Raw genomic sequence first — 23,056 nt, forward strand, 5'->3', positions numbered from 1 at the left:
AGACTGCCGTGAGCTTCTCTCGCCTTGCCGGCATCGCCGGGATGGGCTTCGTCGTCATCCTCATCGTGGCGAACCTGCTGCTGACCATGGCGGGCTTTCCCACCCCGTCCGAAGCCGCGTCCCTCGACGAGATCACCGCGGTCTTCGCTGCCGGATCCGGGTCACTGCGCCTGGCCTCGGCACTCCTGCCGGTGGCCTGGTTGCTGGCCACGATCTTCGCCGTCGGGGTGTGCGTCTGCGTCCGCCGCGACGAGCGGACCCGGACGGATCCGTGGTCCCTTGTCGGTCTCGCCGGAGTCCTTATGCAGTCGGTCGTGTTCACCAGCGTCGAGGCCACCCGCCTCGCACTGATCTCCGCAGCCCAGCACGACAGTGGCAGCGTCGCCGGGCTCTGGGGCCTGTACAGCGCCCTATTCGGCTTCAACCAGGTCTTTTTGGCGACCGCACTGCTCGGGTTGTCCATGCTCGGCATCCGCACCGGCGCCATAGCCCGATGGCACGCCGGCACCGGCCTCCTCGCCGCGACGCTGCTCTTCGTCACCGCGACGACCAGCCCGTACGGCGTCGGCAGCGTTAATCCCCTCGCACTACTCGGCCTCGTAGGCTGGCTCCTCTGGCTGGTATGGATCGGGGCGTATGGCGTCATCCTGATCCGACGTGCGCCCGAGCAGTCCGTCCCGACCGGCACACCCGACACGTCTGCCGCATCCGCCCACACGTAGCTACACCAAGACCGAGCATCCGTTAACCGCCGGGGACAAAGCTCCCGGGTCGCCTGTGCGAGGTGGGTGTCCGGTCGGTCGCCGTTGACCTGGGCTGGTGCAGGGCGGCCAGTGGAGGTCGTTATGTCGACCAGGCGATCACCGGCGGGAACGCCCGGGAGGCCGACGCATCTGATTGCTGCACGTATGGCCGGCTCTGGCGGCGGTCAACCCCGGGGCGCCCGAGGGCCGGAGCATTTGCCGCTCGGTCGGGATGGCAGCAGTGTCAACGCCGGAAAGTACGCACTGTCCCGTCGCGGCTTGGAGCGTTATCGCGGTCAGGGGTGCGCATGGCCCATCTCGGCGTCGATGCGTCGTTGCTCGGCATCGCGGAGATTCAGGTAGTGCGCTGCTTTGCCGCGGTCGCCGATCCGGTTGGCGGCTGCGGTGGCGGCCCGTAGCACTACCAGGGGCAATCCGGGCACGTGGCCGGCCTGGCGGTCTGCCTCGGCGAACACCACGTCGGCCAGATCGCGGTCTGCGGAGCCGGCCAGAAGGAACAGCTCCTCTACGTACATCCGTCCCAGGCCCACCCTCGTCCAGCCGGCGACGCCGTCCAGGGCCCCGGCGGCACTCACGCAGCGCCTCCCAGGCGGCGTGGTGGGTGCCGGCCTGGCGTTCCAGTCGAGCCAGGGACTGCCATGCCGAAGCGGAGTCCCAGGCGCTGCCGGCGAACACCAGGCTTTCCCGCTGCGCCTTGGCCGCCTCAGCGAACTCTCCCAACTCGGCCAACTGGTACCGAAGCTGGCTCAGCGTGCTCTTGTCGCGCGGGCGACCGCCCGCCCACCGATCCAGCCACCGGCGGGCGAGCTCACCATCGCCCATCAGTTGGGCCCGTTGCACCCATCGGAGCGGATCCTCGGCGGCCGGGTCAGCCGGGAAACGCGACCGCTCGCGTCGCGCCCACTGCGCCAGGTCGTCCTCGGACACGCACGGCTGGCCCTCCTCGTTCAGCAGACGCTCCAGCACATCGTCCCGGTCGACGTGGGCGCTGTCACGGACGAAATCGACGGTGGCCTGCGCCCCGGCACCGAACAGGTGCTCGATGTCGTAGCCACACCACGTGTCGAAGTTGGCCCGCTTGATCTCCCAGTGCAGCCAGACATCCTCCACCTGCCGGTACTCCGCGAGCAGAAGACCAGCCAGCTCCGTCTCTTCAGTCAGCCCCTGAAACGGCGCTTCGCGTCGGCACAGCGCCTCCTGTTCGGCCAGCCACCGCACCAGCGGAAGATCCGCCGCCCGCCGGTCGTACTGCAACGCCCACAACACCGACGCCCGTCGCGCCGCATGACCGTCACAGGCATACCCGTCGGCGCCGGTCACCCGCTTGTAGCGCAGGTCCTCCCATGCAGCCGAGGACGCCCGCATCCGGTCCAGCTCACGCCGCGCAGCCTCCATCACGCGCCAAAGATCCCATCACGAGCGGTGCTTTGTCACCCGCGCGGACCACCGCTACGGGTTTCGAAGGCTCAGGTAGTGCGCACGCCGGACGGGTGGTCCTGCTGTACGTCACCGGCCAGGCCGGCCTTCCGACTCGTTCTCGTTTACGCCAGGGACCGGCACTGCTGGCTGGCTGGGGCACTGATGCCGGTGGGAACAGTTGACGCAGCGCCGGGCCGATGGCCCTGGCCAGGGTCCCATCGTCGCCGGAGTGCATGACCAGGTTGACCACCCCGGCTGCGGCGTGTCCGGTGCGGGTTTCGGCGGCTGCGGCCGCGATGTCGGGTAGCGCGAGATCGGCGAGTAGCTTCCGCACCAGGACACCTTCGCCCCAGAGTGCCTTTACCGGAACGGAGAGCCGGCCCAGCCAGGACAGTAGGACCACTGCCCTGCCGGTAGGTGAGGGCATAGCGGCGGTGAGCTGTCGACGGACGTCGTCAACGTGCGCATCGGACGGCTCGCCGCATTGCTGACCGGTGGCGGCGGCCAACACAGGATGCAGCTGTTCAGGTACTCCACGCTCGGTCAGGTACCGCCTGCCCTCCTGCCCTGCGGGCCGGCACTGCGGGTGGCCCTTGATCCACCAATGTCAGTCTTTAATGCCTGTAGCCGAGCCTCGCGGCGTACTTTAGTCCTGAGTTTGCTCATCGCCCTGGTCGCCCGCGGTTATCTCGCTGCTCAAGGCGACGATCGGTCACTGCTTCACGTCGTACCCGCAGATGCTCGTCGGCGATCGCCAGCGCGACCTCGGGGACGTAGTGCGCCAGTGCTCGGAGCGGGTCCAGCCATGGGCCTAGCGCCAATGCCTGCGCCAGCCAGCGACGGATCAGCGTGTCCGAGTCCGGTGGGCAGTGGTTGAGGCCGGCCACGGCGACGGCGGCGCCAGCGGCGCCATCCCCACCGCCCAGCCCTGGCAGCGCACCGTACGCCGCCCGGTCCCCGACCCCGAGCTGACCGTCGGCATCCTCATCGACGCGTCCGGGTCGATGACCGACTTTGCGAAACCCATGTCCTCGGCGGCGTGGATCGTCGCCCAAGCGGCCACCCGTGCCGGAGCCACCACCGCGACCCTCGCCTACGGCGACCGAATCACCGTGCTCATCCCACCCGGCCGCCGCCCGGTCAAGGTCCGCGACATGCGAGCCGACGCCGGCACCGAACGCTTCGTCGAGGCCTGCGCCGAAGCCGACCGGCTCCTGTACCTGTCCACCCCGGTACCGCACGGCTGCTCGTCGTCGTCTCCGACGGCCACTACGTCAACCCCGACGAAAGCCAAGCCACCATCACCCGACTCCACCACACCGGCTGCGCCGTCCTGTGGCTCGCACCAGCCCACGAAAGCTGGCCACCCCGGGTGTACGAGCCACCACCGCCATCACCGTCGGCGACCCCACCACCTGCATCAACCTCATCGGCCAAGCAGCCATCGACGCCCTGACCAGGGCCTGAGTCCGCGCCCGTTGCGCGGGCCCGGTCACCCGGGCAAGCGGGACCCGGCTCCCGACACGTCATGTCGGGAGCCGACCCTCACGCTCGGCCCGTGAATGAACGACATTCGACGTCGCTACTCGGAATCCGGTAGCGACCCTTCGCGCACGATTTGTCTCCGGCGCCGCAACGAGCGTGAATTCGGACTAACGACCTCGTGCACGGTAGCGAGTCCTTGAGCATCGATGGTTGTTGTTCGCGTCTTGGTGGGTGCTGCGATCATGACCAACCGGCGTTTGACGGGCCTGTCCCGCTCGGTGATTGAGATCCTGGTCAGCGAGTTGAGGCTGCGGTGGCGGGCACGGCACCGTGACCGGCTCGCTTTCGCGGATACGCCGTCGCCGGATCAAAGCAGGTGCCAAGCACCGGTTCGGGTTCGTTGATCGGCTGCTGGCCACGCTGGTGCATCTGCGGCACGGGCTGACCCACGACGTGATCGCGGCCTGGTTCGAGGTGCATCGCTCGACGATCAGCCGCAGCATCGCCGAGATCAGACCCCTGCTGGCCGAGCGCGGCTGCCGGGTGCACGACGGCGTCCGGCTCTGGACCCTCGCCGACGTGGTGGCCCACCTCGGCTACCACCCGCAAGCGTTGATGGACGCCACCGAGGTGCGGGTACGTCGGCCGGTCGCGGGCCGAGCGGGTCGGGACCGGTTCGTCTCCGGCAGGCACTCGGACGGGTCGCCAGTCGGATGCTGAGCAGGCAGCGGGGATATGCCCGCACTGCCCGGCGGCAGACGATCTGTCACCAGGGACGCGCACATCGGCATGCAGCGTGGTCGTTTCGGCATGGCGCAGGTGGCAGGTCGGGGAGCGAGGCTTTGATCAGCCGCGCCGTGAAGGGTACGGCTGACCGGGAAGGAGCATCACATGGGCCGATATGACCTCGCCCTCATCGGCTTCGGCGGTGTCAATCGTGCGCTCGCGGCGCTCATCTGCGAGCGCGGGGAGCGGCTTTCCGCGGAGTTGGGCTTCGCTTTGCGCGTTGTTGCGATCACCGACCTGCGGGCCGGTTCCCTGGTCGACACCGAGGGCATCGACCTCGCTCCGCTGCTGGCGGTCGAATTCGGCGAGCTCACGTTCGCCGGCATGACCGGCGGAAGCGCCGACCCCCGCAACGAGTGGGTGATCCGCGAGGTGCCGGCAGACATCGTGGTGGAGGCGACGTTCACTGACCCCACCGAAGGCGAGCCCGCCCTCTCCCATGTGCGCTGGGCCCTGGAGTCCGGCAAGCACGTGTGCACCACCAACAAGGGGCCGGTCGCCTTCGGCGGCCGTGCGCTGCGGCGGCTGGCCGCCGAGCGCGGTGTCAGCTTCGAGTTCGAGGGCGCGGTGCTCAGCGGCACACCGGTCCTGCGAACCGCCCAGCGCATGCTCGGCGGGCTTGAGATCGCCGGCGTCCAGGGCATCATGAACGGCACGTCGAACTACATCCTCGGCCGGATCGAGGCCGGTATCGATCTCGCGACGGCCATCGCGGAAGCCCAGGAGCTGGGATACGCCGAGGCTGACCCCACGGCCGATCTTGAGGGCCACGACGTCCAGCTCAAGTTGATGATCCTGGCCAACGAGGTCCTCGGCGCCGACCTGCGTCGCGAGGACGTCTTCCGCGAAGGCATCTCCAACATCACTCAGCAGGATGTGCAGAACGCCATGTCGAAGGGACTGCGCTGGAAGCTGGTCGGCTCGGCGACGCGCCAGGCGGACGGCAGCGTCGACGCCCGGGTGTCCCCGCGCGCGCTGCCCGCCCATCACCCGCTCGCCGGGATATCCGGACCTGTCAACGCGGTCGCCTTCCACACGGACCTGCTCGGCATCGTCACGGTGTCCGGACCGGGTGCCGGACGTACCGAGACCGCCTACGCCCTACTGTCGGACATCATCGCAATCCACCAGCGTCATCCCGCGGACGACGACAGCGCCCTGCGCCGCGTTCCTCAGGAGACCCCCCATGGCTGACACAGTGGTGAGCGCCCGCATCCAGCTCGGTGCCGGCATGCAGGCCGTGCACAACCCGTACACCGGTGAGGTCGTCGGCTCGGTCTGCATCGTGGACGCCACCGCCATCGCCGGCATCCTGGAGCGGGCCAGGCGCGGGCGCCGCACCGCGGGCGCGCTGTCGCGCGCCGCCCGGGCCGGTGCTCTGGACCGGGCGGCCCGGCTGGTGGAGCGGCACGCTGAGTCCTTCGCCCATCTGATCGTCAGCGAGGCCGGCAAGACCATCGCCCAGGCCCGCAAAGAGGTCGCCCGCGCGGCCAACACGCTGGCCCTGTCCGCGGCCGAGGCCCGGCGCAACGCCGGTGAGATCATACCCTTCGATGCCCACGAGGGTTCCGAGAGGCGGCAGGGGTGGTTCACCCGTGAACCCCTCGGGATCATCGCCGCCATCACCCCGTTCAACGATCCCCTCAACCTGGTCGCTCACAAGCTCGGCCCGGCCATCGCCGGCGGGAACGCGGTGATCCTGAAACCGTCCGCCCTCACCCCACTGTCCGCGCTCCGCCTGGCCGACACGCTCATCGAGGCCGGCCTGCCCGAGGAGATCGTCACGGTCGTCAACGGCTACGCCGACATCGGCGCTGCGATCGTCACCGCACCCGACGTGCGCATGGTGTCGTTCACCGGTGGATTTGCCACTGGCGAGGCCATCACCCGCACAGCGGGGCTGAAGAAACTGGCCATGGATCTGGGCGGTAACGCTCCGGTCATCGTGATGGAAGACGCGGACCTGGACGCGGCGGTGCAGTCCTGCGTCTCCGGCGCATTCTGGGCGGCTGGCCAGAACTGCATCGGCACGCAGCGGATCCTCATCGCCCGAGGGGTGTACGGGCGCTTCCGCGACGCGTTCGTCGCCCGCACGAAGCTGCTCCGCGTCGGTGACCCGTCCGACGAGTGCACGGATGTCGGCCCCATGATCACCGAGGAGGCTGCGCGGGCCACCCGGGCCAAGGTCGACGCCGCGGTTGCCGACGGGGCGGTGCTGCTGTGCGGCAACGAGCTGAACGGCTCCCTGTACACGCCAACGGTGATCGAGAACGTCCCGGCCAGCTGCGGGATCTGGCGGGAGGAGGCGTTCGCACCGGTCGTCGTTCTGCAGCCGTTCGACTCCTTCGAGGACGCCATCGACCAGGCCAACGCGATCGAATTCAGCCTGCACGCGGGGATCTTCACCTCACGTCTGGACCGCGCGCTGTCGGCGGCCCGACTGCTCGATGCCGGCGGAGTGATGATCAACGACTCGTCCGACTACCGGCTCGACGCAATGCCGTTCGGCGGGTTCAAGTACGGCAGCATGGGCCGCGAGGGCGTGCGCTTCGCCTTCGAGGAGATGACTCAGCCGAAGGTCGTCTGCCTCAATCGTTTGGACGATGTGCGGTGACGGCCCTCTATACCGGGTGCGATTCACCGGATGAACTCGCCGTCCTTGGTCCAGGCCGGGCTGCTCGGAAGGAAGCAGGCTGGCTGGTTGGCTGCTCACCTTACCCGGCGATCCTCCGCCTTCCTCGCGGTCGGTTGACCACCCGGGACAGGGCAAGCGCCGTGACCATGTCACGTACGCCGGGCATCTGGGCAACCTCTTCCCAAATGTCCTGTATGCGGTCCAGGGATCTCGCTTCGAGCCGCACCATGATGTCGAAGTCGCCGCTGAGGACTTCGCAGATGGTGACCTCGGGGATACGTGTGAGCGCAGCCAGGACATCGCCCCCGCGCATACGGTCCTGGCGGTAGACGAGCACCAGAGCGCAGACGAGGTCGTCGGCGGCGTCGCGGGTAGGACGGACGACGGTGTAGCCGGCGATGTGTCCCTGCCGTTCCAGCCGCTCGACGCGCTGGCGCACCGCGTTGCGGGACAGCAGGACCCGGCTGGCCAACTCGGCATGCGAGATGCGGGCGTTGCGGGTGAGCTCGGCAATGATCTTTTCGTCGATCGTGTCCAAGATGGGTGCCCTCCTTCGTGATCGACAAGGCCCCCGGCAGTCGATGGCGCGCTACTGGAGACGGGTGTGATGGATCGAAGCCGGTCAGGAACAGGGGTGCGAGACGAGGTCCTTTGGCTCTCGCGGGGACACCAACATCTGCGCCAGGGCTCGCGGGGACTCGGCGGTCGCGTACGCTCCCGTCGATTCGACGGGAGCGCCGTACCCCCACAGCACGCGGATCGCCGGGATGCCTTCGGCGGCGGCGCTCTGCACGTCGTAGCCCCGGTCGCCCACCATGAGGGGCCGGGACGTGTCGATCCCCTGCGCCCGTAGCCGCAGCAGGCATTCCCGGATCACGTCCCGCTTGGTGCTCCGGCCCGCCCCATCGGAGGTGCCGCACACGGTCACCAGGTGCTCGGTCAGACCGTAGTGTTCGATGATCCGCTCGGCCTGGTGCTCCACCTTCGAGGTCGCCACCGCCATGGGGAAGCCAGCCGCAGCGAGCGTCTCCAGCAGCGCCGGGACCTCGTCGTACAGTCTGCTGTTCAGGGCACCCCTCTCCACGTAGGCCGCCCGGTAGAGCTGCAGGGCCCGGCTGGCGGTCGACTCGTCGAGGCCGAGAACGCTGCGAAACGACTGGTACATCGGCGGGCCGATGAAACTGAGCAGCGTGCCCCCATCGGGAAGGGGGACGCCGATTTCCTTGAGGGCCACGACGATACTGGCGGCGATGCCCGCAGCGGAGTCCACCAGTGTGCCGTCGAGGTCGAGCAGAATGCAGGTGGGTGTCACGGAGGCACCTTCCAACTACGACGTCGGCGAAGAAACGGGTTGTCCCGGTGGGACGGCCGCTAGTGTGCGGCAGCGGTGGGGAGTGTTCTGACGGCCAGGAGCGTGGTCGCGCCTGCGGCGGCGAACACGGCGGCCAGCACGAGCCAGCCGGTGGTGCCGAGGGTCAGGGCCGTGCCGGTGACGACGAGGGGTGCGAGCATGGCGCCAGCGGCGACGCTGGCCTGGTTGATGCCCTGGTAGGCGCCGGCCGCGCTGGTCGGTGCGAGGTCGAAGGCGAGGCCCCAGTTGCCGACGTCGGCGGCGACTTCGCCGAAGGTGTGCAGGATGACCGCGCCGAGCAGCAGGATGACGGCGATGGTGGTGGGTGCGCCGGCGGATGCCGAGTAGATGAGGCACGCCGCGGCGAGGGAGAACCCGCCTACGTGGACGGCCCGGGCACTGGTGTGGATGCCGTGGGCTCGTCGTGCGACAGGCGTCTGGATGACGACGACGGCGGCGGTGTTGAGCAGCAGCACCAATGTGACGGTAATCGGCGGCGCCGACGTGTGTTCGGTGATCCAGAGGGGAACGCCGACGGTGAGGAGGCCGGCGTGCATGGCCAGGAGCATGTTCAGGGCGCTGACCATCAGGTAGGTGCGGTCCTTCAGTGGTGACCGTCCGGCGGGGGGCGGGGGCAGAGAAGCGATCACGTCGTCGCCGGGTGGTCTGCGGGCGGCAAGCTCGGCACGGATGGCCAGCAGGGGCCAGACGGAGGTCAGGACGAAGATCCCGGCGCCCAGGATCGCCAGGGTGTAACCGGCGTCGGTGTCGGTGAGCAGGGCGAATCCGCCGCAGACGCTGCCGACACCCATGAAGACGTTGATGACGACGCCGAGGTGGGCTCGGACGAGGACACGGTCGGCGCCGGTGAACGCCTGCGCCAGGACGGCGGCACGGGCGGTGCCCTGGGCGGCTCTGCTGGCGACGGCGAGGCAGGCGGCCAGGGTGAACGTGGTGACGGCCGACGCGACGGGGTAGGCGAGCAGGGCGAGTCCCTGGGTGGCGGTCGTTGCCACCAGCACGGCAGGTGCGCCGACGCGGTCGGCGACGCGGCCGGCGGCGAACGAGGCGGCGATGGCGACTGCGCCCGCGACGGTCAGTCCGACGCCGACCTGACCGACGCTCAGGCCGACGACCTTGGTGAAGAACAGGGCACTGACGGCGTAGAACACCCCGTTGCTGAACGACGAGGCCATGGCCGAGGTCGTCAAGGCCGCGGCGATCGGGTCGGCCGGCCGTAGCGCCGCCGCGGCGCTGCGGGCGAACGCGCTGAGCGGTCCGACCGTCGCTGTTCCCCGACGGGTGGGGTCCCCGGCTGTCACGAGCCGGTCGGGGGATGGGGCGTGCGCGCGAAGCACACCGACTGGGTCGCGCCCACGTAGGGGCCGAAGTTGTCGATCTGCTCGTAGCCTTCACGCTGGTAGAACCTGATCGCCTCGGGTTGTGACGTCCCGGTCTCGAGCACGAGCCGCCGGATGCCGGCATCGTAGGCGCGCGCTTCGAGGTCGCGCAGGATCGCCGTCGCGACGCCCGTGCCGCGGTGCGCCGGGGCCACGTACATCCGTTTGATCTCCGCCACGCCAGAAGCGAGCATGCGCAGCCCGCCACAGCCGATGGCAGCAGCCCCCTCGCGCTCGCGTGCGACGACGAAGACCGCCATGTCGCCGGCGCTGGGCGCCGTGCCCGGTTCGTGATCGTCGTTTCCGTACCGGGCATCGAGTTCGGCGCGCTGCGCGGCGCGCAGCCGGGCGGCGTCGGGCGCGTCCCACGGCTCCGGAGCGATTGCCACGTTCATCTGATCTCCCTGATCGTAACAAGCGTTACCGTATCAATTATTACCGTAACACGTGCTACCGTGGAGGTGAAGGTCCCGCTCGGCCGGAAGGACGGCATGTCTCGCACCCGCGATCTCGAGGCTCAGCAGCAACGGCTGTCGACCGCGACGTGGGCGGTACTAGCCCACGACGGGCTGACCGGACTGACGGTCCGGGCCGTCGCCGAACGCGCCGGCTGCACGACGGGCCTGGTGATGCACACCTTCCCCGACAAACGGTCCCTACTGCGGCACGCACGGGACCTGCTGCACCAGCGCACCGCCGAGCGCGCCGATCAAGCAGAGGCGGCCGCTGCCGACCCGCAGAGCCGGCTACGAACCGTGCTGTCGCAGGCGGTCACCCTCGCCGACGACAAGCGCCAGGAAGCCCGGGTCTGGATCGCGTACGCGGCGGCCGCCGTCGCCGATGCCGACCTCGCCGAGCTCCACCGCAAACACAACCGTGCCTTTGTCGCCCGCATCGACCGGCTCCTGTCCGATGCGTACCCGCACCTCCCAGACGACGCCCGAGCAGACGCCGCCACCGCTCTCGTAGCGCTCGTCGAAGGCCTCAACACCCTCGCCGCGCTCGATATCGCGACCTACCACCCCGACCAGCAACGCCGAGCCATCGACGACGCCCTGACCCGACTCACCACACGTGCGCGCCCGACGGGATCTCGATAGCCGCCTGGCGTGTCTTGACAATTCAATCCGACAGACGGAGCGTAGGAGCGCTTCCATCGAACTTCACGACCGGTGGGCCTGTCTCGCCAACGGTGTTTCCGGCGGTCTTGTTTAGTAGGTTTCAGCGGCCGGGAAGCGGTCGCTGAAGGTGATGGCGAAGGCGTTCAACGCGGGTTTCCAGCGCATCGTCCATCGGGTTCTGCCTGTGCCGGTGGGGTCCAGCGACCTGGTCACCAGGTACAGACGCTCATTGGGGAAATGGCCACGGGCCTTGACCGCCCGACGGTAGCGGGCGTTCAACGACTCGATGGCGTTGGTGGAGCAGATGACGGTGCGGATCTCCAGCTCGTTGTCGAGGAACGGGATGAACTCCGCCCACGCGTTGTCCCACAGCCGGATCATCGCCGGATACCTGCCGCCCCACTTGTCGGCCAGGTCGTTGAACGCCGCCCTCGCGGCGGTGGCGTTGACGGCGGTGTAGATCGGCTTGATGTCCCGCTTCAACTCGTCCCAGTACCTGCGGGAGGTGAGCCGGAACGTGTTGCGGATCAGGTGGATCACGCAGGTCTGCACGATCGTCTGGGGCCACACGTTCGTCACCACCTCCGGCAGGCCCTTCAACCCGTCGCAGACCAGGAAGAACACGTCCTTCACGCCCCGGTCGCGCAGGTCGGTGAGCACGCTCATCCTGAACTTCGCGCCCTCACCACCGGTGCCGGCCCACAGGCCGAGGATGTCCTTCTCCCCGTCGAGCGACACGCCGATCGCGGCGTAGAACGGCCGGTTCGCGACCTGCCCGTCGCGGACCTTGACCACGATGGCGTCGCTGAACACCGCCGCATAGATGGCGTCCAGGGGGCGGTGGGACCAGTCGGTCATCTCCTCGATCACCTTGTCCGTGATCCGCGAAATCGTCTCCTTCGACACCGACGCCCCATAGATCTCCGCGAAGTGCGCTGAGATCTCACCCGTGGTCAACCCTTTGGCATACAGCGACAACACGACCTCGTCGACGCCGGAGAGGCGCCGCTGCCGCTTCCGCACGATCTGCGGGGTGAAGGTGCCGGCCCGATCCCGCGGCACATCGATCTGCACCGGCCCGGACGCGGCGGTCAGCACGGTCTTCGACCGGGTCCCGTTGCGGACGTTGCCCGACCCGACGCCGGCCTGATCGTGCTTCTCGTAGCCGAGGTGTTCGGCGACGCCTACAAGATCTTCGGCCCACGCACCGTCGCCGTCCAAGCCGGCGAGGTCAGCGTCAAACAGGCCGCCACCGAACTCGGCACCCCCGCCGACGCCGTCTACAACTGGCTGCGCCACGGCCAGGTCCCCGCCCGCCGTGGCCCCAGCGGACGCTGGTGCATCCCTTGGGACCCCGCCATCCGGGAGGTTTACCAGCGGAAGGTCGCCGGCTCGTTCCGCCTCACGCCGCTGCCACCTGCGCAGCGGGCTCCAGCCTGACCTCTATAAGTCCGGACAGCTGCCCTGGATTCCCCTACACGGCCGGGAGTCCGCCGTCCCGTCGGTGCCGGCGGGAAGGCTCGCGCCGATCCGCCTCGTTGTGGTGGTCGCGTAGGGTCACCATCTCGTCTGGACCAACTGGCGGTAACACAAACGATCGGCGATGGATGCTGTGTGAGTCAACCAGTGAGCCGGCTCATGCTAACCGGTTTCTACTGATCGCCTCGGCTGGTCGCTACAGTTGTTCCGGTGCAGGTAGCGGTGGTTACGCCGGAGTCGGGAGGGTTTCCCCGGCACAGCCATGATGACGAGTACGTGATCAGCGTCAACGTCCACGGCTGGGAGAAGGTCCGCCTCGATCGTGCCTCGTTCGAGGCTGGCGTCGAAGAGGTCACCTTCTACAACCCCGGCCAGGTGCAGTCCAGTACCACCCAGACCGCGGACACCCGCCCTTGGTCCTGCGTCAGCCTGTACGTTCCGGTCGCCGACATGCTGGCCCTGACGGGCGGCGAGCCGGTCGAGTTCGCCCGCCCGGTGCTGTCCGCACCCGATCTGCGCCACCGGATACTGGCCATCGCGGCCGGGGCGCCGGCGGACCTCGACGCGATCCTGGTTGACGTGCTGCGTCGAGGCGCCGGCGGGTCCCGGCCCGGCGGACCCGCGCCCGGCGACGTGCGGATCGCCCACGTGCTGCGACGGCTCCGGGAGGACTTGTCGGCTGCAGTCAGCGTGACGGATGTAGCCACCGAGGTCGGCCTGTCGCGGGAGCAGCTGATCCGGTCATTCTCCCGCGCGGTGGGATGTTCGCCGTATGCCTGGCATCTGCAGGCCCGGCTGGCGCACGGACGCCGGCTACTGCGCGAGGGCGTACCGATCGCGCACGCCGCGGCGTCGGCCGGTTTCGCTGATCAGGCTCACTTCCACAAGCACTTCCGTGCCGCCTACGCGATGACGCCGGGACGGTTCCGACGCGTGTCAACATCTGACAAGACCCGCTAGCTCGCCGGTAGGCACGCTGGAGCCCATGTTGCAGATCATCATGACGGCCATGGGTATCGGGCTGGTGTTCAACGCCACGCCCGGAGCGGTGTTCACCGAGTCGCTGCGCCGCGGGGTCCGGGGCGGCTTCCGCCCGGCCTTTGCCGTGCAGGTCGGTTCGCTGACCGGCGACGCCGTCTGGGCGATTCTCGGGCTCAGCGGCGTGGCCGCCTTGTTCCTCCTACCTTCGGTGCAGATCCCCCTGACCGTGGTCGGATGCCTGATCCTGGCAGGGCTGGGTGCACTGGGGATACGCGATGCTCTTGCCGGTGATCGCAGCGCGGTACCCGCCGAGGCCCGCGGCGGGCGGTCGTCGGCGGTTCTGACCGGCGCCGGTATGTCGTTGGGCAACCCCTGGAACGTCGTCTACTGGGCTGGCGCGGCTGGCGCCGTGGCCGGAACGCTCGGTCAGCAGCCCGAGCCGCGTCACCTCGTCGCGTTCTTCGCCGGATTCATGGTCTCCTCGCTGCTGTGGTGCTTCGTCTGCGCGGGGATGATCGCGGGAGTGCGCCGCGCTCTCAAACCCACCGCGATCAGAGCCATCGAAGCGATGTCCGGCGTCGCTCTGCTTGCCTTCGCCGGGTTGCTCCTCATCCGCCTCTTCTCGTCGTAAGGCGACACCGACGCCACCTGTCCGCAAGTGTGCGGACGGAACACCTCGCCGTGGTCCACCTCCTTGGCGCTGGTCAGCAATGCCACATTCGGCGTCGTCCTCTTCTCCTGCGACCTCGGAATGGCCAAGCCCGACTCGGCGATCTACCTCACCGCCACCGACCAACTCGGCGCCGACCCCGCAGACTGCCTCTACGCCGGCACCGGTGCCGGCGACGAACTGGCCGGAGAACCGCAGCCAGGCCTGACCACGCTGCGCATCATCGAACTCAACAACACCAATCCGAACTGGCAGGGCACACACTCGCCGCGATCGGCGACCTGCCGACCCTGCTCCGCCAGGATCTGCAAACCTTTAGGGGTTCGAGTGCCTTCGGGCACACTTCACGATCAAGGACGTGGCCAGCGGAAACGCGGGTCACGGCCTTGATCGCTTCTGTGGGCTGGGACGGATCTTCTCAGGATTTGGAATCTGGTGCTCCGATGGTGCTCCGTTGTCGGTGTGCTGTTCCGGCAGTGGTCCGTGCCGATCTGTGCTGACCAGTGTGTTTGCGTGTCGGCTGGTCGGGATCATGGTCGGGAGGCCGATGCGTCGGAGTGCGGCTGTTGTCCACTGTGGCCTGTCTTGTGGATCTTGCTCGGGGCGCGGTAGTCGCCCTGGCGCTGATCTTCGACGACGCAGCGCCCCTTGCTGTCGCCGTCGCGATGGTCTGGACCGTCGCCCCAGCTCTGACGAGATGGCGGTCCGAAGATCATCCACAGAGGTTGCACCTCACCAAAGCATCGACTACTATCGATGAAAGTGGAGCAATTGGTGCAAGTCATGATTTACCGACACCGCAAACGCGCGGCCCGGCGCGTACTCCTACCCTCAGCAATCGTCAGTGGACGACTCGACTTTCTCAGACGGTGGCCTTGCACTCGATCGGGCGTCACCCGCGCTCAACACTGAACGCAATCCCTCAACGACATGACGCCCACCTTCCGTTGGAAGGCGAACCTCCGTGCGTCTTCGCTCGGCTTGAACCTGTCCGAGCCGGGTTTTTCATCCGTCCGCGCCACCGCAGCCGAAGGTGCGGCATCGAGACCAATCGGAGCAGAGAAAGGTATTGCGATGATGATTCAGTCCGTTCCGCCGACCGTTCGGCGGCTGCCACACACCTTGGTGGTGGTCGGCCTCCTGGCAGCGGTTCTGGGTACTGCCTCGGCCCCTGCCGCGGCGAGTCCGGGCCCCGCCGCACGTAGCACGCCAGCCGTTGACGCCTGCCCATTCACAAACACGCTCTGCCTGTTCGAGGGCACCAACTTCACCGGTGAGCGTCTCACCGTGAGCTCCCTGGTATCGCCCGGTACATACGTAAGTCTGGTGGACGCCGGTTGGGGAGACCGTGCGCGTTCCGCGATCAACACCAACAGTCGGAGTGCTGCGATGTTTATGAACGATGACTGTGTCGGGGGGGCCTTCGAAGTCCCTGGCAATAGCTCCCGGCCGGACTTCGGAGGGTTCACGCCCGAAAGTGCCTGGGTGCCTCGGTAAGGCCAGCACCGGGTGACACGCTGTCGCGTGTCACCCGGTTCCTCCGGCTCGGGAGTGTGGCGATTTCCGTGTTTGGGCCTGTGGTGTGATCGAGGTTGTTAGATGGTGATCCGGTCGCCGTAGGCGAGGATCAGGGCGTTGAGGGCCTTGGCCCAACCGTAGACCCGGCCGGTGATGCTCCCACCGCCCTTGCGTTTCTGCTGGACGACGAGGCAGAGGACCTTCATCGCGGCCTGCTCGGTCGGGAAGTGCCCGCGCCGTCGGGCGGCTTGGCGGAACCGGCGTTCAGGCTCTCGATGATGTTGGTGGTGTAGAGGAGCTCCTGCGATTGGTGTAGCGCAGGGATGCCCGCACGAGGTGAACGACGCGCTGCTGGTGCACCGCCCGCGGCCAGACCTGCTCGATCGCGTCGGTCATGCCCTTCAACCCGTCGGAGCAGACCACGAACACGTCCTCGACACCGCGGTTGCGTAGTTCGGTGAGGTAGCCGGCCCACTGCTTGGCACCCTCACCGCCGGTCCCGGCCCACATACCGAGCACGTCGCGTTCCCCGTCGAGGCTGATGCCGACCACGACGTAGACGGGCCGGTTCGCGACCTGCCCTTGGCGGATCCTCATCATGAGGGCGTCGATGAACACCACCGGATAGACCTGTCCAGGGGGCGTTGCCGCCAGGCTTGCATCTCGTCCAGGACGCTGTCAGGGACCCGGCTGATCAGCTCCCGGGACACGTCGACGTCGTACACGTTTGCCAGATGCGCGGAGATATCCCCGGCCGTCAGCCCTTTGGCATACAGCGACAATATCGCCTCGTTGAACCCATTTAGGCGGCGCGTGTGCTTGGGCACGATCCGCGGCGTGAATGGCCCGATCCTGCGGGACCTGGATCCGCACCGGCCCGACCTCGGTCTGCACCGTCTTCGCCCCGTGACCGTTACGCACGTTGCCCCGCCGACCAGTCGTCTCGTCGACTCCGGCCTCGTCGAGGTGCGCATCCAGCTCCGCATCGAGGGCCGATTCGAGCACGGTACGGGTGATCCCCGCGAGGAGACCACCGGGCCCGACCAACGAGACTCCGTCGGCCTTGGCCCGCTCCACCAGCTGTTGGGCGAACTCCACCTCCGCCGCCGTCGGCTGTGGAAGCGGCACAGCGTTCTTCTTGTCTGTTATGACGTGGTCCTTCCCGGACAGGATCAACGTCCTGCCCAAGGGACAACACCCAGGCCAAACACGGAAATCTACGCAGTCCCGTCCAAGATCAGGGGCAAGGCCCGCCGGCGAAGACGGGGGGTTGGCGGTCGTGCCAGGGGACTCTCGTGCGCGGGTGGTGCCAGCACACCACGGGTGCGTGCGAGCTGCGGGTGCTGCCCGGCAGGCGCTTCTATCTGATCGACCAGCAGCCTGCGGTGCTAGCGGCGATCCGGGACCGGCTGGGTGGGTAGCCGGCCAGAGTCATGACGGACATAGTCCTCCGGACCGCCCACTGAAAAGGACGTGGGCGTCAGACCTCCATAGGTTCGGGGGTGCCGAGGGGTAGCCAGTGGACGGCATCGCGGACGGCGGGTGAGGCGCTCGCGAAGGCTGCCTCAATTCCGGGGCGTCCCTCGTGGAAGTGGCTCCAGCCCTCGTAGTGTATGGGCAGGATCGTCCGTGGGCACAGGAGGTCGCAGAGTGCGGCGCCGTCGCGGCCGGTCATGGTGTAGCGCAGTGGGCCGGTCACGCTGAACCGCACCGCGCCCAGGTGAAGCAGGACCGTGCCTACGTCGAGTCGGGACGCGACCTGCCGGACGCGTCCGTAGAAAACGGTGTCGCCGGAGATCCAGAGTTGGCCGTGCCGCTGGCCCTCCCAGCGCAGCGCGAAGCCGACGACGTGACCCGTGATCGGCCGGCTGAGCGGTGGGCCGTGGCGGCACGGGGTGGCAGTGATGTCGAGGGCGGGCCGCCCAGGGGACTCGAGCCGGGTGGCCTGCCAGGGCCGCAGACCGCGGGCGCTGCCGCCGAGCCGCCCGGCGCCGGCCGCGGTCGTCACGACGGTGTCGGTAGCGGACAGTACCGAGCGGCCGAGGTCGTCGAGGTTGTCGGCGTGGTGGTCGTGGGTGAGCAGGACCGCGTCGACCGGTGGCAGGCTGGACAGCGGGACCGCGGGCCCGGTTTCCTTGCGGGAGGCCGAGCCCCAGCCGAACGTGTACCGGCGTCCGGGCGGGTCGAAGGTCGGGTCGGTGAGGATCCGCCACCCTTCCACCTCGATCAGCACGGTCGGGCCGCCGATGTGGGTGATCCGCACTGTGGTCATCGGGCGTGGCGTAGCGCCCAGTCGAGGGCGAAGTCGGCGATCTCCTCCCAGCCCTTCTGGGCAGGCAGCAGGTGCGCGTAGCCGTCGTACTCGACGTGCTCGGTGACGGTGTTCGACTTGTAGTGTTTGGCGTTGGAGCGCTGCACGGCCGGTGGCATGATGTGGTCCTCGCTGCCGGAGATGAACAGCAGCGGCGCGCGGTTGTCGTTGTGGTAGTCGACCCAGGTGTCCTGGTGTCCGGGCTGGAAGTTGGCGAGCACGCTGCCCCAGAGGATGCCGCCGTTGGCCGGGATGTGGTAGCGCTCGTACAGCGCTTTCGACTCCTCGGCGGTGAACGTGTTGGTGAAGGCGTACTTCCATTCGTCCAGAGTCAGGCCGATCGCCTTGTGCCGGTTGGCCGGTGACTTGAGCACCGGGAACGTCGACTTGACTTGGGACAGCGGGACGACCCGGACGCCTTCGGTGGGCGCCGAGTTCATCGCCACGCCGGCCGCGCCGAAACCGTGGTCGAGCAGGATCTGGGTGAACGCTCCGCCGGCCGAATGCCCGATGATGATCGGCGGCTCGGACAGAGCCTCGATCTCGGCTTCCAGCTTTTCGATGATCGCCGGCACGGTCACCGCGGTGATGATGCCCGGGTCGGCGTTGAGCGCCTCCACCTCAACCTCAAAACCGGGGTAGCCCGGGGCGATCACCTGGTGTCCCTTGGCCTCGTAGTGGGCGATCCAGTTCTCCCAGCTGCGTGGGGTGACCCAGAAGCCGTGGACCAGAACGATCGGTTTCACCCGTCGTGCTCCTTCAGGAAGGTGAGCAGGTCGTCGCCGAGCTGCCGCTTGTGGGTGTCGGTGATGCCGTGCGGCGCGCCGGGGTAGACGATCAGCTCGGCGTCCTTGACCAGGGCGGCCGACGCCTTGCCGCCGACCTCGAACGGCACCACCTGGTCGTCGTCGCCATGGATGACGAGGGTGGGCACGTCGAACTTCGCCAGGTCGTCGCGGAAGTCGGTGGCCGAGAACGCGGCGATCGACTCGTACGCGTTGCGGTGTCCGGCGGCCATCGACTGCAGCCAGAAGGCGTCCCGGATGCCCTGCGAGACGGACGCGCCGGGTCGGTTGTTGCCGAAGAACGGCCCGTCGGCGAGATCCTTGTACAGCTGGGAACGGTCCGCCGCGGAGCCGCCGCGGATGCCGTCGAACACCTCGATCGGCACGCCGCCAGGGTTGTCGTCGCGGCGCACCATCAGCGGCGGCACCGCGGAGACCAGCACCACCTGCGCGACCCGCGAGGTGCCATGCCGCCCGATGTATCGGCTCACCTCGCCACCGCCGGTGGAGAACCCGACCAGGGTGACGTCGGTCAGGTCGAGATGCTCGATCAGGGCGGCGAGGTCGTCGGCGTACGTGTCCATCTCGTTGCCGTGCCAGGTCTGCGTCGACCGGCCGTGCCCGCGCCGGTCGTGCGCGATCGCCCGGTAGCCGTTCTCGGCGAGGAACAGCTGCTGGGCCTCCCAGCTGTCGGAGTTCAGGGGCCAGCCGTGGCTGAGCACGACCGGGCGGCCGGCGCCCCAGTCCTTGTAGAAGATTTCGGTGCCATCGGCGGTGGTGACGAAAGGCATGGTCTGCTCCTAGTGGTGTGATGCGGCCTGAAGGATGAGGGCGAGGGTGACGTCGGGCCTGGAGGTCATGGCCACATGTGAGGCGCGTACCCCGACCACGTGGGCGCTGGCCCGGTTGGCCATGAACCGCTGCGTGGCAGCCGGGATAACCTGGTCGTCCTTGGCGACGAGGGTCCAGGACGGGATGGTCTTCCAGGCTGGCTCGCCGGACGGCTGCCGGAGGGTGGCCAGGTCGGCGGGGCGCTGCGAGACCGCCATGACGGCAGCGGTGGAGGCGGGCACGTCGGCAGCGAAGATCTCGCGCCACGTTGTCGGCCCGCGCCGCCGCCACGGACACGACGGCGCCGCCATAGCCGTGCCCGACCAACAGCACCGGCCCGTCAACCAGCGCCGCGGCGGCCGCCACGTACCGACCGTCCGTAGCCAGACCGCGCAACGGGTTCGGCACAGCGACGACATCCGTACCGAGATCGGCGCCGGCCCGGAGCGTGCCACCCCAGCTGCCCGTATCGGCGAACGCGTCGTGCACCAGCAGCACCGTCGGTGTGCTGCCGTTGCGGATTGCCCTACCTGCCACCCGCCCAACGTAGGATCGACGGCCGGCGGCTCGCGTACGTACGACTACGTACTATCGGCCATCAGCCGTGCCAACTCGCCGCGCGACTTGATGCCGAGCTTCGGATAAATTCGGTACAGATGCGTCGTGATCGTGCGCGGCGACAGAAACAGCCGCTCAGCGATTTCCTTGTTGCTCAGCCCTTCGGCGGCCAGCCGAGCGACCTGCAGCTCCTGTGGGGTCAGGACGCCGGCCGCGTCGACCGACCGGCGCAGCGACTCACCCGACGCGCGTAGCTCGGCCCGGGACCGGTCGGCCCACGGCACCGCGCCGAGGGCGTCGAATGTCGCCGCGGCCGAGCGGAGCAACGGCCGCGACTCGGCCGCCCGCCGCTGCCGCCGCAGCCACACGCCGTACGCGTGCTGGAGCCGCGCCCGCTCGAACGGCCACCCGGACAGATCAGCGTCGAGCGCCAACTCGAAGACTGCGGCATCGTTGGCGAGCAGCGCCCCGGCGTACCGCAGCGCCACCGCGAGCGCGGGCGACCCGCACTCGCGGGCGACCGGGGAGAGCTGCGTGACGATCGCGCGCAGCGCGCCCTCCTGCCCGCTCCGGGCGGCCGCCTCGGCCAGATGCCCCAACGTCACGAAACGCATCTGCGGGTGGTACGACACGTCACCCGGGTCGAAGATCCGGTGCAGCTGCCGGTACCCGTCCTCGGGCCGGCCGCCGGCGAGCGCCTCCACCCCGCGGATCGTCTGCACCAGCGCCAGCATCGGCAGCCGCCCGCTCGGCAGCAGGATGCTCTCGCCGAGATCCGCCGCCTGCCGCGCGGCAGCACCGTCGCCGCGCAGGGCCTCGGCGTGGCCGAGCATCAGCCGTGCGGTTAGCGCCCACGCCGGTTGGCCGGTCTCGGTGGCCAGGCTCGCGGCCTCCGCAGCCGCCGGCACGGCCACCCGCGCGTCACCTAGGTTCGCCGCCGTGAACGCCTGGCTCGTCAGCAGTTGGGCGAGGACACCGATCCGCCCCTGGGCGCGCACGCCGGCCGCGGCAGCCGCGTAGAACTGCGCCGCCATATCCAGCGCCCCGATGGCGCCGGACGCCAAGCCCAGCGCGTGCAGCTCGGCCGGATTCAGGTCGAAACGGGTGCGCAGTTGGGTGATCCGTTCCAGCGAGACGGCGCCCCGCTCGATCGGCGCGATCATCGCCACGGTGGCCACCAGGCGGGGGTCCTCCTCGACGGCGTCGAACTGGTCGGCGACGTCCAGGTACAGCTGAATCGTCTCGGGCTCCGCGTTCGACCAGAAGAACCGCAGACCCATCGCGTGTAACGCGTCCGCCGCCCGACGCAGGTCGCCTTCTCGGCGCAGGGCGTCCACCAGCTCTGCGTAGACGGCCAGCCGGGCGGTGCCGGACCAGCCGGTGACGAAGAACGTCTCGCGTAGATACGACAGCCACGCCTGGTCGGCCGGTCGCAGGTGCTCGTCGACCACCTCCCCGAGCAGCCGCCGCGCGGCACCGATGTCGCCGAGCTGGGAGGCGACCTCCGAAGCGGCCAACAGCCGCCGGCCCCGTTCAGCCGGGTCCTCGCTCAGCTGCACCGCCCGCTCGAACGCGGCCAAGGCGACGCCGGCCGCCTGGCGGTTCCCGGCCCGGGTGGCGGTCTCGGCAAGCTCCCGCGCCAGCGCCTCGTCAGGCCCGGGCCGCCGCCGCTGCCCGGTGCCACACATACCGCTCACGGTCGGCGGCTACCACCTCGGCCAGCGCGGCGTGCACCCGCCGCCGCTGCGCCGCGCTGGCCGACTGATAGAGCGCCGACCGCAGCAGCGGATGCCGAAACCGCAGCCGGTACGCGTCGTCGACCTGGACCAGCCGGGTCACGACGGCCGGCTCGACGTCGTCGACGGTCACCGGCCGCCCTTCCACCTGGGCGCACGCCGCGAGGACCTCGTCGAGGCCGTCGCCGTCGTCCAACGCCGCGACCAGCAACAGCGACCGCGTGACCACCGGCAGCTCGGCCACCAGCGCGGCGAACGTCCGCTCCACCCGGGTGCTCAGCGGCAACCACGACGGGAGCAGCGCCCCGCTGCCCGACCGCGCGGCCACGCCGCCCAGCTCGACCAGCCCCAGCGGGTTACCCGCCGACTGCTCCAACACCCGCTCCCGCAGCGCGGGAAGGAGGCCCGGCGCAACCCGATCGAGCAACACGCCCGCGTCGACCGCCGATAGCGGCTCGAGCCGCACCTCCGGCAGCCCCGCCTTGGCCAGCAGCTCGTCGATGTCTTCGCCGTCGCGCGCGGTCAGCACAAACGCGACCGGATCCGACCCGACTCGCCGAGCCGCGAACGTCAGCGCCTCCCACGAGCCGCGGTCGAGCCAATGCGTGTCCTCCACGGCCACGAACACCGGCTCCCGCTGCTCGCCGAGCAGTTCCAGCAGATCCACGGCGGCCCGAAAGGGCGACTCGATGTCCTCGGCCCGGAACGCGGCACCGACCTGCAGCGACCGCAGCAGCCGATGTAGCGCCGCATACGGCACATGCACCTCCGCCTGCACCCCGGACGTGCCGATGACTCGCATCCCGCGCTCACCCGCCAGGGTGGCCACGTGCGCGAGCAACGCCGACTTGCCGATCCCGGCCTCGCCGCGCACTACCGTGGCACCGCCACGCTGGTCTATCGCCCCATCGACGACCGCTGTCAGCACGATGGACTGCGCCTCGCGGCCGACCAGCATGCGCCCATGGTAGCCAAAATGATCTTAGAGATGGTGCGGCCGGGCGGGTTGGTGCTGTCGGGTAGGAGGATTTGCGGGCGGGGCGCACTGCGGCCGAGGTGGATCGCCTTGTGCCCCTGGTAGGCCCATCCGGCGTGTCCGGGTATGACCCAGCGTCTGGCCCCGGTAGCGGGGATTGGTCGCTGAATGTGACAGCCGGCCGTAGTTGTCACTTTTCCACGGTGATTGTCACCGCGCTCGTGTGACTACGCCGGTTGGCAGGGATGGC

The 23,056-nt window shown here is 68.9% G+C and carries 22 protein-coding genes and 1 pseudogene; 9 read left to right on the forward strand and 14 right to left on the reverse strand.

Going from position 1 to position 23,056, the window contains the following annotated elements:
• Nucleotides 1-8: 8 nt before the first annotated feature.
• A complete protein-coding gene (locus MCAG_RS26500; RefSeq protein WP_007076023.1) occupies nucleotides 9-722 on the forward strand; it encodes a hypothetical protein in 714 nt (237 codons plus the stop codon).
• 317 nt (nucleotides 723-1,039) lie between these two features.
• On the opposite strand, the gene MCAG_RS35295 is transcribed toward MCAG_RS26500, so the two are convergent.
• Both MCAG_RS35295 and MCAG_RS32955 read right to left on the reverse strand, forming a co-directional pair.
• On the reverse strand, nucleotides 1,040-1,339 hold the full coding sequence (locus MCAG_RS35295) for a hypothetical protein (RefSeq protein ID WP_232290291.1): 300 nt from the start codon (nucleotides 1,337-1,339) through the stop codon (nucleotides 1,040-1,042).
• A 1,506-nt stretch (nucleotides 1,340-2,845) separates the two neighbouring features.
• Nucleotides 2,846-3,424 (reverse strand): hypothetical protein, encoded by a 579-nt coding sequence (locus MCAG_RS32955; protein ID WP_157548253.1) that lies wholly within the window; start codon nucleotides 3,422-3,424, stop codon nucleotides 2,846-2,848.
• 574 nt (nucleotides 3,425-3,998) lie between these two features.
• On the opposite strand from MCAG_RS32955, the gene MCAG_RS26520 reads away from it, so the two are divergent.
• From MCAG_RS26520 to MCAG_RS26530, 3 genes are all read left to right on the forward strand, one after another.
• Nucleotides 3,999-4,388 (forward strand): transposase family protein, encoded by a 390-nt coding sequence (locus MCAG_RS26520; protein ID WP_007076025.1) that lies wholly within the window; start codon nucleotides 3,999-4,001, stop codon nucleotides 4,386-4,388.
• A 171-nt stretch (nucleotides 4,389-4,559) separates the two neighbouring features.
• A complete protein-coding gene (locus tag MCAG_RS26525) occupies nucleotides 4,560-5,648 on the forward strand; it encodes a homoserine dehydrogenase (protein WP_007076026.1) in 1,089 nt (362 codons plus the stop codon).
• 37 nt (nucleotides 5,649-5,685) lie between these two features.
• Nucleotides 5,686-7,068 (forward strand): aldehyde dehydrogenase family protein, encoded by a 1,383-nt coding sequence (locus tag MCAG_RS26530; RefSeq protein WP_198141640.1) that lies wholly within the window; start codon nucleotides 5,686-5,688, stop codon nucleotides 7,066-7,068.
• A 100-nt stretch (nucleotides 7,069-7,168) separates the two neighbouring features.
• On the opposite strand, the gene MCAG_RS26535 is transcribed toward MCAG_RS26530, so the two are convergent.
• The 4 genes from MCAG_RS26535 to MCAG_RS26550 all read right to left on the reverse strand — a co-directional run bounded on the left by MCAG_RS26535 (nucleotide 7,169) and on the right by MCAG_RS26550 (nucleotide 10,235).
• The gene (locus tag MCAG_RS26535) at nucleotides 7,169-7,627 is read right to left on the reverse strand and encodes an Lrp/AsnC family transcriptional regulator (RefSeq protein WP_007076028.1); all 459 of its coding nucleotides are present in this window, start codon (nucleotides 7,625-7,627) and stop codon (nucleotides 7,169-7,171) included.
• Between the two features lie 84 nt (nucleotides 7,628-7,711).
• Entirely contained in the window at nucleotides 7,712-8,401 is a 690-nt protein-coding gene (locus MCAG_RS26540) for an HAD hydrolase-like protein (RefSeq protein WP_157548255.1), read from the reverse strand.
• Between the two features lie 59 nt (nucleotides 8,402-8,460).
• Nucleotides 8,461-9,762 (reverse strand): MFS transporter, encoded by a 1,302-nt coding sequence (locus MCAG_RS26545; protein ID WP_007076030.1) that lies wholly within the window; start codon nucleotides 9,760-9,762, stop codon nucleotides 8,461-8,463.
• A complete protein-coding gene (locus MCAG_RS26550) occupies nucleotides 9,759-10,235 on the reverse strand; it encodes a GNAT family N-acetyltransferase (RefSeq protein WP_036375391.1) in 477 nt (158 codons plus the stop codon). The genes MCAG_RS26545 and MCAG_RS26550 overlap by 4 nt, the downstream gene beginning before the upstream one ends.
• Nucleotides 10,236-10,331: 96 nt before the next feature.
• Here MCAG_RS26550 and MCAG_RS26555 point away from each other — a divergent pair, with 96 nt between their 5' ends.
• On the forward strand, nucleotides 10,332-10,940 hold the full coding sequence (locus tag MCAG_RS26555; protein ID WP_007076032.1) for a TetR/AcrR family transcriptional regulator: 609 nt from the start codon (nucleotides 10,332-10,334) through the stop codon (nucleotides 10,938-10,940).
• A gap of 111 nt (nucleotides 10,941-11,051) precedes the next feature.
• On the opposite strand, the gene MCAG_RS26560 is transcribed toward MCAG_RS26555, so the two are convergent.
• Nucleotides 11,052-12,338 (reverse strand): IS256 family transposase, encoded by a 1,287-nt coding sequence (locus MCAG_RS26560; protein WP_369751386.1) that lies wholly within the window; start codon nucleotides 12,336-12,338, stop codon nucleotides 11,052-11,054.
• A 312-nt stretch (nucleotides 12,339-12,650) separates the two neighbouring features.
• Here MCAG_RS26560 and MCAG_RS26565 point away from each other — a divergent pair, with 312 nt between their 5' ends.
• The 4 genes from MCAG_RS26565 (at nucleotide 12,651) to MCAG_RS36410 (ending at nucleotide 15,588) form a co-directional block, all read left to right on the forward strand.
• A complete protein-coding gene (locus tag MCAG_RS26565) occupies nucleotides 12,651-13,400 on the forward strand; it encodes an AraC family transcriptional regulator (RefSeq protein WP_083802358.1) in 750 nt (249 codons plus the stop codon).
• A 25-nt stretch (nucleotides 13,401-13,425) separates the two neighbouring features.
• Nucleotides 13,426-14,052 (forward strand): LysE family transporter, encoded by a 627-nt coding sequence (locus tag MCAG_RS26570; RefSeq protein WP_007076035.1) that lies wholly within the window; start codon nucleotides 13,426-13,428, stop codon nucleotides 14,050-14,052.
• A gap of 63 nt (nucleotides 14,053-14,115) precedes the next feature.
• On the forward strand, nucleotides 14,116-14,481 hold the full coding sequence (locus MCAG_RS32960; protein WP_007076036.1) for a hypothetical protein: 366 nt from the start codon (nucleotides 14,116-14,118) through the stop codon (nucleotides 14,479-14,481).
• A gap of 687 nt (nucleotides 14,482-15,168) precedes the next feature.
• The gene (locus MCAG_RS36410; protein WP_369751387.1) at nucleotides 15,169-15,588 is read left to right on the forward strand and encodes a peptidase inhibitor family I36 protein; all 420 of its coding nucleotides are present in this window, start codon (nucleotides 15,169-15,171) and stop codon (nucleotides 15,586-15,588) included.
• Between the two features lie 98 nt (nucleotides 15,589-15,686).
• Here MCAG_RS36410 and MCAG_RS36415 read toward each other — a convergent pair.
• From MCAG_RS36415 to MCAG_RS29955, 7 genes and pseudogenes are all read right to left on the reverse strand, one after another.
• Nucleotides 15,687-16,758: pseudogene (locus MCAG_RS36415) on the reverse strand (IS256 family transposase).
• A gap of 331 nt (nucleotides 16,759-17,089) precedes the next feature.
• Complete coding sequence (locus MCAG_RS26580; RefSeq protein ID WP_036375394.1) at nucleotides 17,090-17,881, reverse strand: MBL fold metallo-hydrolase; 792 nt, start codon at nucleotides 17,879-17,881, stop codon at nucleotides 17,090-17,092.
• Complete coding sequence (locus tag MCAG_RS26585) at nucleotides 17,878-18,666, reverse strand: alpha/beta hydrolase (RefSeq protein WP_007076039.1); 789 nt, start codon at nucleotides 18,664-18,666, stop codon at nucleotides 17,878-17,880. The genes MCAG_RS26580 and MCAG_RS26585 overlap by 4 nt, the downstream gene beginning before the upstream one ends.
• Nucleotides 18,663-19,496: an alpha/beta fold hydrolase gene (locus tag MCAG_RS26590; RefSeq protein WP_007076040.1), complete on the reverse strand. Its 834-nt coding sequence runs from the start codon at nucleotides 19,494-19,496 to the stop codon at nucleotides 18,663-18,665. The genes MCAG_RS26585 and MCAG_RS26590 overlap by 4 nt, the downstream gene beginning before the upstream one ends.
• Nucleotides 19,497-19,505: 9 nt before the next feature.
• On the reverse strand, nucleotides 19,506-19,955 hold the full coding sequence (locus MCAG_RS31445) for an alpha/beta fold hydrolase (RefSeq protein ID WP_369751388.1): 450 nt from the start codon (nucleotides 19,953-19,955) through the stop codon (nucleotides 19,506-19,508).
• Nucleotides 19,956-20,117: 162 nt separating this feature from the next.
• Nucleotides 20,118-21,782, reverse strand: coding sequence for a LuxR family transcriptional regulator (locus tag MCAG_RS29950; RefSeq protein WP_050778080.1), 1,665 nt, complete (start codon nucleotides 21,780-21,782; stop codon nucleotides 20,118-20,120).
• Nucleotides 21,745-22,788, reverse strand: a complete 1,044-nt coding sequence (locus tag MCAG_RS29955) for an AAA family ATPase (protein WP_050778081.1) — start codon at nucleotides 22,786-22,788, stop codon at nucleotides 21,745-21,747. Before MCAG_RS29955 ends, MCAG_RS29950 begins: the two co-directional genes overlap by 38 nt.
• Between the last annotated feature and the right edge of the window lie 268 nt (nucleotides 22,789-23,056).

Origin of the sequence: Micromonospora sp. ATCC 39149, from assembly GCF_000158815.1 — a bacterium.
GTDB lineage: Bacteria > Actinomycetota > Actinomycetes > Mycobacteriales > Micromonosporaceae > Micromonospora.

Bases quoted from the DNA above. Each gene is read 5' to 3' on its own strand.
- MCAG_RS26525 (WP_007076026.1), top strand. From the start codon at position 4,560: ATGGGCCGATATGACCTCGCCCTCATCGGCTTCGGCGGTGTCAATCGT.
- MCAG_RS26530 (WP_198141640.1), top strand. From the start codon at position 5,686: ATGCAGGCCGTGCACAACCCGTACACCGGTGAGGTCGTCGGCTCGGTC.
- MCAG_RS26550 (WP_036375391.1), bottom strand. From the start codon at position 10,235: ATGAACGTGGCAATCGCTCCGGAGCCGTGGGACGCGCCCGACGCCGCC.
- MCAG_RS26555 (WP_007076032.1), top strand. From the start codon at position 10,332: ATGTCTCGCACCCGCGATCTCGAGGCTCAGCAGCAACGGCTGTCGACC.
- MCAG_RS26570 (WP_007076035.1), top strand. From the start codon at position 13,426: ATGTTGCAGATCATCATGACGGCCATGGGTATCGGGCTGGTGTTCAAC.
- MCAG_RS36410 (WP_369751387.1), top strand. From the start codon at position 15,169: ATGATTCAGTCCGTTCCGCCGACCGTTCGGCGGCTGCCACACACCTTG.
- MCAG_RS26580 (WP_036375394.1), bottom strand. From the start codon at position 17,881: ATGACCACAGTGCGGATCACCCACATCGGCGGCCCGACCGTGCTGATC.
- MCAG_RS26590 (WP_007076040.1), bottom strand. From the start codon at position 19,496: ATGCCTTTCGTCACCACCGCCGATGGCACCGAAATCTTCTACAAGGAC.
- MCAG_RS31445 (WP_369751388.1), bottom strand. From the start codon at position 19,955: ATGTCGTCGCTGTGCCGAACCCGTTGCGCGGTCTGGCTACGGACGGTC.
- MCAG_RS29950 (WP_050778080.1), bottom strand. From the start codon at position 21,782: ATGTGTGGCACCGGGCAGCGGCGGCGGCCCGGGCCTGACGAGGCGCTG.
- MCAG_RS29955 (WP_050778081.1), bottom strand. From the start codon at position 22,788: ATGCTGGTCGGCCGCGAGGCGCAGTCCATCGTGCTGACAGCGGTCGTC.